This window comes from Acidithiobacillus sp. AMEEHan (genome assembly GCF_030996345.1).
Lineage (GTDB): Bacteria > Pseudomonadota > Gammaproteobacteria > Acidithiobacillales > Acidithiobacillaceae > Igneacidithiobacillus.
In genome coordinates, this window is record NZ_CP118747.1 from 2,525,279 (window position 1) to 2,540,557 (window position 15,279).

Annotated in this window: 14 protein-coding genes; all 14 read right to left on the reverse strand. The window is 59.7% G+C overall.

Annotated elements, in window-relative coordinates:
* Nucleotides 1-64: 64 nt before the first annotated feature.
* On the reverse strand, nt 65-412 hold the full coding sequence (locus ORD17_RS12840) for a septum formation initiator family protein (protein WP_308388872.1): 348 nt from the start codon (nt 410-412) through the stop codon (nt 65-67).
* Between the two features lie 41 nt (nt 413-453).
* Nucleotides 454-1,734, reverse strand: a complete 1,281-nt coding sequence (gene eno, locus ORD17_RS12845) for a phosphopyruvate hydratase (RefSeq protein WP_308388873.1) — start codon at nt 1,732-1,734, stop codon at nt 454-456.
* Nucleotides 1,731-2,579 (reverse strand): 3-deoxy-8-phosphooctulonate synthase, encoded by an 849-nt coding sequence (gene kdsA, locus ORD17_RS12850; protein WP_308388874.1) that lies wholly within the window; start codon nt 2,577-2,579, stop codon nt 1,731-1,733. Before kdsA ends, eno begins: the two co-directional genes overlap by 4 nt.
* Complete coding sequence (locus ORD17_RS12855) at nt 2,576-4,213, reverse strand: CTP synthase (RefSeq protein ID WP_308388875.1); 1,638 nt, start codon at nt 4,211-4,213, stop codon at nt 2,576-2,578. Before ORD17_RS12855 ends, kdsA begins: the two co-directional genes overlap by 4 nt.
* A 98-nt stretch (nt 4,214-4,311) precedes the next feature.
* Nucleotides 4,312-5,361 (reverse strand): NAD(P)-dependent alcohol dehydrogenase, encoded by a 1,050-nt coding sequence (locus ORD17_RS12860; RefSeq protein ID WP_308388876.1) that lies wholly within the window; start codon nt 5,359-5,361, stop codon nt 4,312-4,314.
* A gap of 69 nt (nt 5,362-5,430) precedes the next feature.
* A complete protein-coding gene (gene uvrB, locus ORD17_RS12865) occupies nt 5,431-7,449 on the reverse strand; it encodes an excinuclease ABC subunit UvrB (RefSeq protein ID WP_308388877.1) in 2,019 nt (672 codons plus the stop codon).
* 92 nt (nt 7,450-7,541) lie between these two features.
* Entirely contained in the window at nt 7,542-8,285 is a 744-nt protein-coding gene (locus ORD17_RS12870) for a flagellar motor protein (RefSeq protein WP_308388878.1), read from the reverse strand.
* Nucleotides 8,285-9,007: an RNA polymerase sigma factor FliA gene (gene fliA / locus ORD17_RS12875; RefSeq protein ID WP_308388879.1), complete on the reverse strand. Its 723-nt coding sequence runs from the start codon at nt 9,005-9,007 to the stop codon at nt 8,285-8,287. The genes ORD17_RS12870 and fliA overlap by 1 nt, the downstream gene beginning before the upstream one ends.
* Nucleotides 9,008-9,886, reverse strand: a complete 879-nt coding sequence (locus ORD17_RS12880) for a MinD/ParA family protein (RefSeq protein WP_308388880.1) — start codon at nt 9,884-9,886, stop codon at nt 9,008-9,010. It lies immediately after the preceding gene.
* A gap of 16 nt (nt 9,887-9,902) precedes the next feature.
* Nucleotides 9,903-10,991, reverse strand: a complete 1,089-nt coding sequence (flhF, locus tag ORD17_RS12885; RefSeq protein WP_308388881.1) for a flagellar biosynthesis protein FlhF — start codon at nt 10,989-10,991, stop codon at nt 9,903-9,905.
* 24 nt (nt 10,992-11,015) lie between these two features.
* Nucleotides 11,016-13,079: a flagellar biosynthesis protein FlhA gene (gene flhA, locus ORD17_RS12890; RefSeq protein ID WP_308388882.1), complete on the reverse strand. Its 2,064-nt coding sequence runs from the start codon at nt 13,077-13,079 to the stop codon at nt 11,016-11,018.
* 3 nt (nt 13,080-13,082) lie between these two features.
* Nucleotides 13,083-14,213 carry a flagellar biosynthesis protein FlhB gene (gene flhB, locus ORD17_RS12895; protein WP_308388883.1) on the reverse strand — a complete coding sequence of 377 codons (1,131 nt, stop codon included), beginning with the start codon at nt 14,211-14,213 and terminating at the stop codon, nt 13,083-13,085.
* Nucleotides 14,214-14,216: 3 nt separating this feature from the next.
* Complete coding sequence (gene fliR, locus ORD17_RS12900; protein ID WP_308388884.1) at nt 14,217-15,008, reverse strand: flagellar biosynthetic protein FliR; 792 nt, start codon at nt 15,006-15,008, stop codon at nt 14,217-14,219.
* Nucleotides 15,005-15,277 carry a flagellar biosynthesis protein FliQ gene (gene fliQ, locus ORD17_RS12905; protein WP_308388885.1) on the reverse strand — a complete coding sequence of 91 codons (273 nt, stop codon included), beginning with the start codon at nt 15,275-15,277 and terminating at the stop codon, nt 15,005-15,007. Before fliQ ends, fliR begins: the two co-directional genes overlap by 4 nt.
* Nucleotides 15,278-15,279 lie beyond the last annotated feature (2 nt).

Sequence of the window (15,279 nt, forward strand, 5' to 3'; positions counted from 1 at the left end):
AGCAGAAAGCCCGCCGATGGCGGGCTTTCTGTTTCTACGACTCCGCCAGAGCTGGCTCGCAGGCTCAGTCAGACCTGGCAGAAGGGATCACCCAGACAAAGACTTCGTTCTTGCCGACCAAGCCGAGGTTTCGCCGTGCCAGGCCGGCGACCGCAGCAGAATCATTTTGCAGACTGAGGACCTCAGCGGCGAGCTTGTCGTTCCGTTTTTCCAGTCTCTGTACATCGCTCTGGCGCTGTCCCACCTGGGAATGCAGCTTCGCTACAGTCCACCAGCTACCCACCCCGAACCATAGGAAGTACTGCAGACCCACCAGGACCGCAATAAGGAGCCAATCGACGCGACCCAGCCCGCCGATGCGGGAAACCGCAGCGCGAGCCGAATCCAAAGAAGCATCCCAAACGACGGCCATGACATCCTTTGCTATGAAACAGTAGCTGGTCGGCTACAGTATTAGTCCAGATTGTAAAAAGCTGCAAGTCCCGGGAAGCGCGCAGCATCGGCAAGTTCCTCTTCAATACGCAGCAGGCGGTTATATTTGGCCACCCGATCGGTGCGCGACAGGGAGCCGGTCTTGATCTGCCCACACCCCGTAGCCACCGCCAGATCCGCCAAGGTGGTATCTTCGGTTTCACCAGAACGATGCGACACGATGGCGGTATAACAATGCGTCTTGGCCATTTCGATGGCCGCCAGGGTCTCGGTCAGGGTGCCGATTTGATTGAGTTTGATCAGAATACTGTTACCCACTCCGCGATCGATGCCCTCCCGCAGAATACTCGTATTGGTGACGAAGATATCATCGCCAACGAGTTGCAGACGATCGCCTAGACGATCGGTGAGCTGCACCCAGCCTTCCCAATCGTTCTGATCCATGCCATCTTCGATGCTGAGGATGGGATAACGGTCGACCAAATCATTGAGGTAATCGACAAATTGTCCGCTGTCCAGCGAGCGGCCTTCACTGCTCAGATGATAGTGCCCGTCGCGGAAAAATTCGCTGGATGCTGCGTCCATGCCCAGCCAGATATCCTCGCCTGGGGTATAGCCGGCCTGGCTGATGGCTTCGACGAGCAACTCCAGAGCCGCCTCGTTGGACGGCAGATTGGGGGCAAAGCCGCCCTCATCGCCCACGGTCGTGGCCAAGCCTCGACCATGCAACACCGCCTTCAGTCGATGGAAGACCTCGACTCCCATCTGCAAGGACTCAGAAAAGGACTCCGCGCCAGCGGGAATGAGCATGAACTCCTGCATATCGATGGCATTATCGGCATGAGCACCGCCATTGATGACGTTCATCATCGGTACCGGCAACTGGATCGGCCCCAGTCCGCCTATATAGCGATAAAAGGGCAGTCCCAGAGAGCGTGCTGCCGCATGGGCGCAGGCGAGGGAGACACTGAGGATCGCATTGGCGCCCAGGCGCGACTTGTTGCCCGTACCGTCCAGGGCGCAGAGCTCGGCATCGAGTTCCGCCTGATTCTCCACCTCCATGCCGAGAAGAAGATCCTGGATTTCGCCGTTCACGTTTTCGACCGCCTTGCGCACCCCCTTGCCGCCAAAACGCTCGCCACCGTCACGCAGTTCGACGGCCTCACGCTCACCAGTGGAGGCGCCACTGGGCACGATGGCCCGACCCATGGCGCCATTTTCGAGGGTTACTTCGGCTTCGACAGTGGGATTGCCGCGGGAATCGAGCACTTCTCGGGCATGGATCTGGACGATGGCGGTCATGGTAGTAACTCCTCAGGATGGTCTTCAGGGAAATCTTGCGCCTTGACGGCAACGTCAATGCGCTGTAGCACCCGCAGCAGGGACTCCATCTGCCCCAAAGGCCAAGCATTCGGGCCATCGGAGAGGGCGCAGCGAGGATCGGGATGGGTTTCCATGAACAAGCCGGCCACCCCGGCGGCTACTGCTGCCCGGGCGAGCACGGGGACAAACTCGCGCTGTCCACCGGAACGATCGCCCTGTCCCCCTGGTAGCTGCACCGAGTGGGTCGCATCAAAGACTACCGGGCAGCCGGTTTTGCGCATCACGGCCAAGGAGCGCATATCCGAAACCAGATTGTTATACCCAAAACTGACCCCACGCTCACAGACGAGGATGTCTTCGTTGCCCGTCGCCTTGGCCTTGGCGACCACATTGACCATGTCCCAGGGAGCGAGAAACTGACCCTTCTTGATGTTGACGGGCTTGCCTGTCGCCGCGACCGCCTGAATGAAGTCGGTCTGACGGCAGAGAAAAGCGGGGGTCTGCAACACATCTACCGCCTGGGCCACCGCCACTACGTCTTCCTTTTCGTGCACGTCGGTGAGCACGGGCACAGCGATCTCGCTACGCACCTTCTGCAGGATCCGCAGGCCTTCCTCCATCCCCGGCCCGCGAAAACTTTCCCCGGAGGAGCGATTGGCCTTGTCATAAGAACTCTTGTAGATGAGATGGATGCCGAGGCGCTCGCAAATTTCGCGCAGAGTCTGCGCGCTGCGCAGTGCCAGATCCTCGCTCTCGATGGCGCAGGGCCCGGCAATCAAAAAAAACGGCTGGTGCAATCCAACGGGAAATCCCAGTAATTTCATTGGCGGCCCTCCTGGGCCCGGTAGCTCTGGGCGGCACTGACAAAGGCATCGAAGAGCGGATGACCCTCACGCGGATTGCTGGTGAACTCTGGATGGAACTGACAGCCCAGAAACCAGGGATGATCCGGTAGCTCAACCACCTCCACCAGTGCCCCGTCGACGGAGCGACCCGAGAAGCGCAGCCCCGCTGCGGCCAGAGGCTGCAGATAGCGATTGTTGAATTCAAAACGATGGCGATGACGCTCTTCGATTTCCCGCCGCCCGTAGGCACGTTCGGCCAGACTTCCGGCCTCGAGAATGCAGGTTTGTGCGCCAAGGCGCATGGTACCGCCCAAATTCCCGCCCTCTTCCCGGTAAGCCACCTGGCCATTGGGATCGGTCCAGCGCTGCATCAAGGTGATCACTGGCGCCGGGGTGTTGGGATCGAGTTCGGTACTGTTGGCATTGGACAATCCTGCACAGTGGCGGGCGAACTCGACGACGGCCAACTGCATGCCCAGACAGATTCCGAGATAAGGGATACGCTGTTCGCGCGCATGGCGGATGGCACGGATTTTTCCCTCCGTACCACGTCCGCCAAAACCACCTGGCACCAGAATGGCGTCGGCATCCGCCAGACACTCCGGCCCCTTTTCTTCGATTTCTTCCGCATCCACATACAAAAAACGGATCTTGCGTCGCGCCCGCAGGCCGGCGTGGAGCAGCGCCTCAGAGAGGGATTTATAGGATTCCGTGAGGCCCACATACTTGCCCACCAGGGCAATACACAGCTCACCCTCGGGATGCTCGAGGGCATCGATGATCCCCCGCCAGACGGAGAGATTGGGCTGCCCGGCCGATAGCTGCAGGTTCTCTACCACCAGGTCATCGAGGCCCTGGGCATGGAAGAGCAAGGGAATACGATAAATGCTGTCGGTGTCGATAGCGGAGATCACCGCGCGATCCGGCAGGTTGGAAAAGAGCGCAATCTTGGCGCGATGATCTTCCGGGATGGGACGGTCGGCGCGGCAAAGCAGGACGTCAGGCTGGATGCCAATGGCACGCAGCTCGCGCACGGAATGTTGGGTCGGCTTGGTCTTCATTTCCCCCGCCGAGGGCAGGTAGGGCACCAGGGTGAGATGCAAGAAGAGACTGTTCCCTCGCCCCTCCTCCACCGCCATCTGGCGAATGGCTTCGAGGAAGGGCTGGGACTCGATGTCGCCCACGGTGCCGCCAATCTCGACCACGGCAACGTCCGCTCCCTCTGCACCGAGGCGAACGCGGCGCTTGATTTCGTCCGTGATGTGGGGAATAACCTGCACCGTGCGCCCAAGGTAGTCGCCGCGGCGCTCTTTCTCGATGACCGTCTGGTAGACGAGGCCAGTAGTGAAGTTGTTGCGCTTGCTCATGCGCGTGGAAAGGAAACGCTCGTAATGCCCGAGGTCGAGGTCGGTCTCGGCGCCATCCGCAGTGACAAAGACTTCGCCATGCTGGAAGGGGCTCATGGTCCCCGGATCGACGTTGATGTACGGGTCGAGCTTGAGCATGGTCACCCGCAGGCCGCGCGCTTCCAGTAACGCCCCCAGGGCCGCACCCGCTGCACCTTTACCGAGAGAGGAGACGACCCCGCCGGTGACAAAAATATACTTGGTCATCGTGCTCCTCAGTCGCTTTGCAAAAACGCCTGCATGGTAGCCAAATCCGGCCAGACAAACAATGTCGAGGCCGACATCTGGACTCCATCAGGCTCAGTCTATTTCAGGCTGGCCATATCGATGACGAAACGATATTTCACATCGCTTTTCAGCATGCGCTCGTAGGCGGTGTTGATATAGTCCATGGGAATGACTTCGACATCGGAACCAATCCCATGCTGGGCGCAGAAATCGAGCATTTCCTGGGTTTCCGCGATGCCGCCGATGAGGGAGCCGGCAAGACTGCGACGCTTGAAGATCAGACTTGCCACCTCGGGTGAGGGATGCGGATGCTCCGGAACACCGACCAAGGTCATGGTGCCGTCGCGCTTCAGGAGCTGCAAAAAGCCATTGATATCATGCGGCGCTGCCACGGTATTGAGAATGAAATCGAAGCGGTTTGCCTGCTTGGCCATCTGCTCGGCATCTTTGGATATGCAGACTTCATCGGCACCGAGACGCTTGGCATCCTCGGCCTTACCCGGCGAAGTGGTAAAGAGCACTACATGAGCTCCCATGGCATGGGCCAACTTTACTCCCATGTGACCCAATCCGCCGAGGCCGACGATACCAACCGTCATGCCCGGCCCAACCTTCCAATGTCGCAGTGGCGAGTAGGTGGTGATTCCGGCACAGAGCAGGGGAGCGACGCGCGCCAGATCCTTTTCGTCATGGGCAATTTTGAGGACGAAGGACTCCTTGACGACGATACGTTGCGAGTAGCCGCCATAGGTGTTCTCTCCCCCAAAAACGGGGCCATTGTAGGTGCCGGTAAAACCGTTCTCGCAATACTGTTCGTCGCCCTCGTGACAAGAACTGCAATGGCCACAGCTATCGACCATACAGCCCACCCCCGCCAGCTCGCCAACCTTGAACTTGCTGACGGCGCTACCGACTGCCGTTACCCGACCAACGATTTCGTGCCCCGGCACCGAGGGATAGAGGGTGTTATGCCACTCGTTGCGCGCGGTATGCAGATCCGAATGACAAACCCCGCAGTACAGGATGTCGATCTGTACGTCATCCGGGGCAGGCTCGCGGCGATCGATGACGAAGGGAGCCAACGGTGTATCAGCGGCCTGCGCGGCATAGGCTTTCACAGAACTCATGAGCATCTCCTTATAAATACCAACCAGTCGGTAGATTATAGGTCAAGGGCAAGCCCCTCGCAAAATTCATCAGCTGGCCACTGTCGCCTCCGGCCCGAAGAGGCGGGCCTGCAACTGGTGAATCTGATCGCGCAGACGCGCTGCCTCCTCAAATTCGAGGTTACGCGCGTGCCGGTACATCTGCTCTTCCAGGCTTTTGATCTGCTTCGCCAATTTTTGCGGATCATCGGACGCGTAGGTAGCCACCGGCTCGGCAGCCTTGGCGCGGCCCTTGCCACCGCGGTGATAGACCCCCTCGATGATGTCGGCCACGGGCTTGTGGATGCCCTTGGGAATGATGCCATGTTCCGCATTGAAGGCGAGCTGCTTCTCGCGGCGACGTTCCGTCTCGCGCATGGCGCGCTCCATCGATCCCGTCACCACATCGGCATAGAGGATGGCACGCCCGTGCAAGTTGCGTGCGGCCCGACCGATGGTCTGCACCAAAGAACGTTCGGAACGCAGGAAACCTTCCTTGTCGGCGTCGAGGATGGCCACGAGGGCCACCTCGGGCATGTCGAGCCCCTCCCGCAACAGGTTGATGCCAATCAATACATCAAAGACCCCGGCGCGCAGATCGCGGATGATCTCCACCCGTTCCACCGTCTCGATGTCGGAATGCAGATAACGACATTGGATGCCGAGTTCGTGCAGATAGTCGGTGAGGTCCTCGGCCATGCGTTTGGTGAGGGTAGTGACGAGAATGCGCCAGCCACTGGCGATCACCCGATGGATCTCCGTCACCAGATCGTCTACCTGCCCTTGCGCCGGGCGCACTTCCACCTCGGGATCGACCAGCCCCGTGGGGCGTACCAGTTGCTCGACGACGGCGCTGGAGTGTTCCAGCTCGTAGGGGCCGGGCGTGGCGGAGATGAAGATGGTCTGCGGCATGAGACGCTCGAACTCTTCGAACATCAGTGGCCGATTGTCGAGGGCCGAAGGCAGACGAAAACCGTACTCCACCAGAGTTTCCTTGCGCGAACGGTCGCCGCGATACATGCCACCAAACTGCGGTACGGTCACGTGGGACTCGTCGATGAACAACAAGGCGTTGGCCGGCAGGTAATCCATCAGGGTTGGCGGAGGCTGCCCCGGCGCCCGCCCAGAGAGGTAGCGGGAGTAATTTTCGATGCCGGAGCAGTAACCCAGTTCCGCCATCATTTCCAAATCGAAACGGGTGCGCTGTTCCAGACGCTGCGCCTCCACCAGCTTGTTGGCTGCGCGCAGGGTTTTCAGGCGCTCGCGTAACTCGTCCTTGATCTGTTCGAGGGCAGCGAGGATGGTCTCGCGGGGGGTCACGTAATGACTCTTCGGATAGACGGTGTAGCGCGCCAGGCGGGTGATGGTCTTGCCGGTTAGAGGATCGAAGAGGGAAACCCGCTCGATTTCGTCGCCAAAGAGCTCGACCCGCACTGCCTCATCCTCGCTTTCTGCCGGCCAGATATCGATGACATCGCCATGCACACGAAAAGTACTGCGCTTGAGCTCGAGAGGATCACGACTGTATTGCATATCGGCAAGACGCCGCAGGATGGCGCGCTGCTCCATCTGGTCGCCTTCCCGCAGATGCAGGATCATGCGGTGATAGGCCGCCGGATCGCCCAAACCATAAATCGCAGACACGGTGGCAACGATGATCACATCCGGTCGTTCGAGCAAGGCCTTGGTCGCCGACAGGCGCATCTGTTCGATGTGGTCGTTGATGGAGGCATCCTTCTCGATGAAGGTATCGGAGGACGGCACATAGGCCTCGGGCTGGTAGTAATCGTAATAGCTGACGAAATACTCGACCGCGTTGTGGGGAAAGAAGGCGCGTAGTTCGGCGTAGAGCTGCGCCGCCAGGGTCTTGTTCGGGGCCATGACGATGGCGGGCCGCTGCGTCTGCGCGATCACGTTGGCCATGGTGAAGGTCTTCCCAGAGCCCGTCACCCCAAGCAGGGTCTGGAAAAACTCCCCGGCCTGCAGCCCCCGTACCAAACCTTCAATGGCCTTGGGCTGATCGCCTTGCGGGGGAAACAGGCTTTCCAGTGCCAGTTGCCGTTTTTCCATCTCGCTCTCGCTCTATTGCAAGCTTCCAGCTTAGTCTGAGTCGCAGGCGGGCGAAAGGGCACATCCTCTAGGCCCGTCGTTGCGCCGCGCTCCTAGTGCACATAAAAACTCTGCAGCCGGGCCTCGATGATCTTCGGGTTTTCGCCTTCCGCCACCGCCACCAATCCTTCGATCGTCATTTCTCGTAAATAACTCCGTTCATGGACGATCCCTTTGATTTTGTTGGATACCGGCAAAAAGAAGATATTGGCTGCGCCCACGCCGTAGATAGTGGCGACAAAAGCGGTGGCAATACCGGCGCCGAGCTTGGCTGGGTCCGCCAGATTTTCCATGACATGAATGAGTCCGAGGACAGCGCCCAGAATGCCAATGGTCGGCGAGTAGCCCCCGGCAGATTCAAAGACCTTGGCCGCCTGCCGTTCGATGGCTTCCCGTGCCTCGAGCTCGACCAGCAAGGTGTCGCGAATTTTCTGCGGCTCAGTACCATCGACGAGCATCTGCAAGCCTTTGCGCAGAAAGGGATCAACCACGCCGTCGAGGCTCCCCTCCAAGGCCAGCAGACCATTTTTTCGTGCCGTGTGACTCCACTCGACCAACTGCTCGATCAAGGGCTGTGGATCAATGGACGGCGCCTTCAGTACCCACGGTAACATCTTGAGCGAGCGCAGGAAAATCGGAAGCTTATACTGGATCATCACGGCACCGGTCGTCCCACCAATGACGATACAGAAGGCCGTGAGCTGGATGATGGAGGCAAGATTCCCGCCGTCAAGGAACTGCCCCAGCAGAATGCCGCCGAGGGCAACCAGCAGACCGATGATGGTGAGGATGTCCATTACGCTTCTTCTCGCCAGTCGAAGAGCGACGAGCGCAGGCGCAAAACGGCCTGACGGAGGATTTGGGACACGCGCGACTCGGTGAGGTCGAGGACCTTGCCGACCTCCCGCAAGGTCAGATCTTCCTGGTAGTACAACGCCATCACCAATCGCTCGCGCTCCGGCAGCCGGACGATGGCTTGCACCAGATCGCGCTGAAAATGCTGGGCGCTCAGAATCTCGGGAAGATCATCGCCGTCATCGCGCAAATGTTGCGCCACGAAGCTCTCGTTGTCGCTGGACAAATCCTCCAGATACAACAGTTGCCCGCCGCCATCGCGCAGGGCTTCCTGATACTCTTGCAAGGTCCAACCCAGATCTTCTGCCACTTCCTCCTCGCTCGCCGCGCGTCCGAGCCGCTGCTCCAGGCGTGCCATCCCTTTGGCGATCTTTTGCTCCCGCTGACGCGCCCGCCGGGGCAGCCAGTCCTGCTCGCGCAATTCATCCAGCATCGCCCCGCGAATACGAATCGCGGCATAGCTCTGAAATGCCAACTCATTGGCGCTGCCCTCTTTCTGCTCCAGGGCGTCCAACAAGCCCATCAGGCCGGCCTGCACCAGATCTCCGAGATCCACGCTAGGAGGCAGTCGCGCCAACAGCCGTTGCGCAATTCGCTGTACCAGGGGCAAGAACTCCGCCACCTGCGCGCTACGCGTTGCACTGTCGACGATGCGCTCTACCATTTACGGATGTCCGGCGGGGCCTTCCTCGAGCAAAAGGCGGGAGGAAAACAGATTTGCTGACGCCCCAGCGACCTGCGTGGGACTGGGCCAGGCAAGAATGGCATCGGCAAGGGCACGAAAGGCCTTTGCCGCGGCACTGTCGGGAAAGCGCAGCAGAAGCGGCTGCTGGGTGCGCACTGCGCTGCGCAGGTACTGGTCCATCGGGATCGTTCCGGCGTGCTGCAAATGGATTTCCAGGTACTGCCGTGCAACTGCGGCAAGACGCGAGAACAGCTTTTCGCCCTCGGAAGCGTCGCGGACCATATTGGTAACCACCGAAAAATCCCGCAAGCCGTAGTCTCGACGCAAGACCTTCATGAAGGCGTAGGCATCGGTGATGGAGGCTGGCTCGTTGGTGACAACGACGAGCACATGGTCAGCAGCCCGGGAAAAACGCAAGACGTCTTGCCCGATCCCCGCGGCAAGATCCAGGATCAGGTAATCGTAGCTTCGCTCCAGGGCGGCAAGCGCGTCGAGCAGGCCAGACTGCTGCCGGACGTCCAGATTGGCCATGTCGGCAATACCACTGGCAGCAGGCAGCACTTCGATCCCTTCAGGACCCGAAAGGATGATCTCTGCCAAGGTCTTTTCTCCAGCCAGAACATGGGCAAGGTGATAACGCGGACTCAACCCCAGGAGGACATCCACATTACCCAGCCCGAGATCCGCGTCGAAGAGGATCGTGTGTTTTCTGCGCGCGGCAAACGCCAGCGCCAGATTGACAGCGAGGTTACTCTTGCCAACTCCACCCTTGCCACTGGCAATCGCCAGAACCCTGGCTGCCCCGCCCTGCATCCGCCGCAATCCGTCCGCCTGATCTCCGTAGTCTTGCATCGCCATTGGTGGCTCCATCATTTCACGCTTCATGATACCGACTGTGGCCATCGGCGGCGAGGGCGGGAGTACCCAGCCCCATGGCATCCGCCAGAAAATTCCAGTCAACCGGCTGAATATCCTCGGGAACCTTTTGCCCATCACTGAGATAGGCGAGAGGCAGCTTTCTTGCCGCCAGCCACTCCAGCACCGCGCCACAGGCGGGTGCTTCGTCGAGCTTGCTCAGTATCGCCGCCGTGAGAGAGAGCTTGGCGTAGGGCTGCAGTACCTGATCGAGGCTCTGCTGGGCGAGACTTGCGGGCAGCAACAGGAAACGTCGCAGATTGTCGCCCAGCGCATCGAGCCACTGCAGTTGCTCGTTGAGACGTTCATCACGCGGGCTGAGGCCCATGGTATCGATGAAGATCCAGCGCCTGCCCTGATGCTTTTGCAGAGCGGACAACAGATCCTGCGGGCCACGCAACACTTCCACCGGCACCCCGAGGATCTTCGCGTAGATGTTGAGCTGCTCCACCCCAGCAATTCGATAGGTATCACTGGTGAATAGGGCGACCGTCTCCGGGCCATAGCGCAAGACCTGCTGCGCAGCGAGTTTGGCAACACTGGTCGTCTTGCCCGCTCCGGTGGGGCCAAGCACAGCGATGATTCCGGCATCGCCCAAAGGATCGGCCAACGCTCCAATCTGCTCTGTCAACACGCGAATCATGCCTTCGCGCGCCCCCAATTCTGCCGTTGCGCGTTCCAGCTGCGACAACAGCGCCGCGTGAAAACCAAGACCCTGCAAGCGCGCGCGATCGAGAACGGGAGGCGCTTCGCTGCTGGCAACGGGCTGGCGACCCCAGCGCTTCTCGACGAGGGCACGCAATGCTTGCAGTTCTTGCCGAATCGGTTCTGCTTTCGCTTCTGTCAAGGTCACCTCGCTTTCCGGCTGCTGTTGCCTGGCAGACGTGGCGGCCATCAACTCGGCTTCATCAAAATCAATGGCGGCGACAATCTCCACCCCGTCGGCGAGATTGCGATTGGAGAGAATGACGGCATCCGGCCCCAAGGCCTGCCGTATCTGCGCCAGGACTTCTCGCGTCGTGCCACCTTGGAATCTGCGCATCTTCATCGTCCGTTCATCCTTTCAGAACCTTCAAGCGCCTAGGGTACCGATCACTCGAATGCGCTTGTTATCGGGGATCTCGCCATAAGAAAGCACCCGCAGCCGTGGCGCGGAACGGGCCAGAAAGCGGGCCAGAAAACCGCGCAAGGGCCCCATGGCCAAAAGCACCGGCTGCATACCATTTGCCTCCATCTGCTGCATCAAAACTCCCGCCTTTTCCAAAACCTTCTGGGCCAGCCCCGGTTCGATCTGATCGCCTTGGCCATGATCGCTACTATTGCGGAGGCTATCTTGCAACAACTGTTCCAGCGTTGCGTCGAGCACCGCTACCGGCAGCTCGTTCTGCCCCGCAAACAGATTCTGGACAATATAGGGACCAAGGGCCTGACGAACGGCGGCGGTCAAGGCGTCGATATCCTGACTCTCGGCGGCATGTTCCGCCAAGGTTTCGACGATCGTGCGCAAATCACGGATCGGCACCGATTCGCGTAGCAGGTTCTGGAGGATCTTCTTGAACCTGTCGACCGAGAGGAGCTTGGGGATGACATCTTCGACCAGCTTGGGGGAACGAACGGCCAGGTGGGAAAGCAGCCCCTCGACCTCTTCACGCCCCAAGAGCTCGGCCGCTCGCTGCTGCAGCACCTGATGCAGATGGGTGGCGATCACGGTGGCTGGATCAACGACGGTGTAGCCCAGGGCTACCGCCTTGTCGCGGCTGCGGGCGTCAATCCACACGGCAGGCAAGCCAAAACTCGGGTCACGGGTGGGGGTGCCCTCCAGAGTGCCGAGCACATTGCCTGGGTCGATGGCCAGAAGCAGGTCCGGCAAGACCTCACCGCTGGCCACCTCCACTCCGCGGATGGTGATACGGTACAAGGTCGGGCGCAGTTCGAGGTTATCGCGCACGTGCACTGCCGGCACCAGAAAACCAAAGTCCTGCGCATACTTTTTGCGCACCCCGCGAATGCGCGCCAATAATTCGCCACCACTTCCCTTGTCGACCAAGGGAATCAGGCGGTAGCCCAACTCCAAGCCAAGGGGGTCGACTGGCTCGACGCTATCCCAATTGACTTCCTCTGGCTCACTCGCCAACGGCGGCGGGCTCTCCACTTCCTTGGGGCGTTGGCGCCGCCGCCACCAGGCGTAGCCGCCGAGGACCAATGCAGCACCGAGGAAGGGAATATGCGGCATACCGGGAATGAGTCCGAGCAGGGCAAAGATGATGGCCACGACGATCAACGCCTCATCATTACGCAACAGTTCACCCATCAACTGCCTGCCCAGGTCAGTGCCGGTATTGACGGTACTGACGACGATGCCGGCAGCAATCGAAATGACCAGTGCGGGAATCTGCGCGACGAGGGCATCGCCGATACTGAGCAGGGTATAATCGTGCGCGGCGGTACTCAGCGACAGTCCATGTTGCCAGACGCCAATAGTCAGGCCCCCGATGAGGTTGATGAACAAAATGAGGATGGCGGCGATGGCGTCACCACGCACGAATTTGCTGGCACCATCCATGGCGCCAAAGAAGTCTGCCTCCTGGGCGATCTCCTGGCGGCGCCGTTGTGCCTCCTGCTGATCGATCAGACCGGCGTTGAGGTCGGCATCGATGGCCATCTGCTTGCCGGGCATGGCGTCCAGGGTAAAGCGGGCGCTCACTTCCGCGATCCGCCCGGCGCCCTTGGTAATCACCACGAAATTGATGATGACCAGGATGGCGAAGACGATGATACCAACGGCGTAATCGCCCCCGACGACAAATTCGCCAAACGATTCGATGACCACACCGGCGGCGCCCGTACCATTCTGCCCGTGCAGCAGGATGATCCGGGCAGCGGCAACATTCAGGGACAGGCGCAGCAGGGTGGTCAGCAACAATGCCGTGGGAAAGGCAGAGAATTCCAGGGGCCTGGTCATGTAGAGACTGACCAGCAGGATGATCAGGCCCAGGCTGATGTTGAAGGTGAAAAAGATATCCAGCAGAAAGGTCGGCAAGGGGATGATCAGCATCGCCAGGATCATGATCACCAGGATCGGCGCCGCCAGCGTGTGCCAGTTGATCCGGCGCAGTAAGCGCAAAACCCCATCCATCACTTATTTTCCTCCCTGATCGAGTTCGGCCGGGACCGACCATTGCCGGGGTAATTCCGGCATCTTCCCCGGGCGGGCGATGCGTAGCTGATAGAGATAGGCCAACAGTTCCGCGACTGCTCGGTAGAGGGTGGCCGGAATCTGCTGTTCCAGCTCGACATGGTGATACAAGGCACGCGCCAACGGTGGTGCCTCGACCAAGGGAATCCCATGCTCGCAGGCAATTTCCCGGATTTTTGCCGCCACGACATCGGCACCCTTGGCGAGCAGGACCGGCGCAATGTCCTTGCCCTCCTCGTAGCGGAGAGCCACTGCAAAGTGGGTGGGGTTGGTGACGACCACACTGGCTTTGGGCACTGCCGCCATCATGCGGCGCCGCGCCATCTCGCGCTGCAGGCTGCGGATTCTGCGCTTGACCTCGGGATTGCCTTCCTGCTCCTTCATCTCGTCCTTGACTTCCTGTTCGGTCATTTTGAGTTTTTCGTTGTAGGACCAAAGCTGAAAGGGCACGTCAAAGGCAACAATGAGCAGGGTACTGCCGGCCATGAAGACGAAGAGCAGGCCAAGCATGGCAAAGAGATGATGAATAGCGATCTGCGGGCTCTCGTTGATCAACCCGAGTAGGGCGCGACGTTGCGCATAGACCAGAGTCACACCAATGCCACCAATCACCAGAGCCTTGAGCAACGCCTTGACGAGTTCCAGCAATGCATGACGGGAAACCATGCGTTGCAGGCCGCTCAGCGGATTGAGATGGGAAAAATCGGGTACCAGGGCCTTGGCGCTGAAGTTCCAGCCCCCCAGGGCCATCCCGGAAAAGAGCACGACCAGCACCAGAATCAGCAAAAATGGCAGCAGCCATTCCAGGGCGTAGGCGGTCATCTGCACCAGATGTCGCAGCATGTCCTGTTCGTTCAGCATCACCGCAGGCGACAAATGCAGTCCGGCCTGCAGAAAGCCCAAGCTGGTAGAGGACAGACGAGCGCCAAAAAAGTAAAACAGTGCTGCCGCCGCCAGCAAAACCGCGCTGGTGGAGAGCTCTCGGGAGCGCGGCACCTGCCCTTTCCGCCGTGCCTCCTCGATGCGTTTTCCGGTTGGTTGTTGGTTGCGCTCCTGCCCGCTATCTTCGGCCATCGTTCAGCCCCTCGCCGCCTGCAGCAATACCTGGCCGCTGAGTTGCAGGGAGATCTGCAGCAGTTGCCGCACCAGCATCTGCATGGCTGGCATCAACAAAGCCAGGGCGATGAATCCCACAACGATCAATAACGGAAAACCGATGACGAAGAGATTGAGCTGCGGCGCCAGCTTGCTCAACACCCCGAGAGCGATGTTGATCAACAACAGCGCCCCCAGCACCGGAGCCGCAATCGCCAGTCCCAGGGAGAAGACCATAGCGCCCGCTGCCGCCAAGCTGTGCCAGGCATCCGCATGGAGAACGATCTGATCACTTACCGGAAAAATCGTAAAACTGCGATCGAGCACCACCAAGGTCAGCAATTGCCCGTTCAGTGCCATAAAAAGGAGTAAAACCACCAGGTTCAAAAAATTGGAGAGAGTGGGGATCTCCACCCCTGTCTGCGGATCAAAAAAAGTGCTGAAGCCGAGCCCCATCTGCAAACTGATGACCGAGCCGGCAAACTGCACCGCACTGAAAATCAAGGTCACCGCAAAACCGATACTGACGCCGATCAGGATCTGCTCCAGCACCAGCAGCAACCCCCCGCCGGTCAAAAAATCCACTGGCGGCATGGCTGGCAGTGCCGGCGCCAGCGCCACACTGAGCAGCACCGCTAGACCGACCCGTACCTGCACCGGGATTTGCGTGGCACTGAATACCGGCGCGGTGCTGAGAAAGGCCAGAATCCGCACGAAGGGCCAGAAAAAGGCGCCTATCCAGTGCTCTATCTGCAGGCTGCTGATGCTGATCATTGGCTGATCAATTGCGGAATCTGCTGAAACAGATGGGTGGTGTAGCTTATCATCAGTTGCAGCATCCACGGCCCCGCGATTACCCCCACCAGGGCCAGCACGAGGACCTTGGGCACGAAGCTCAGGGTCATTTCATTGATCTGCGTCGCTGCTTGAAAGATGCTTACCAAGACCCCGACTACCAGGGCCACGCCAAGAAGAGGAAGAGACAGCCAGAGTGCTGTCCAAATTGCATGCTCGGCGACGGTGATGACACTGCCCGGACTCATTT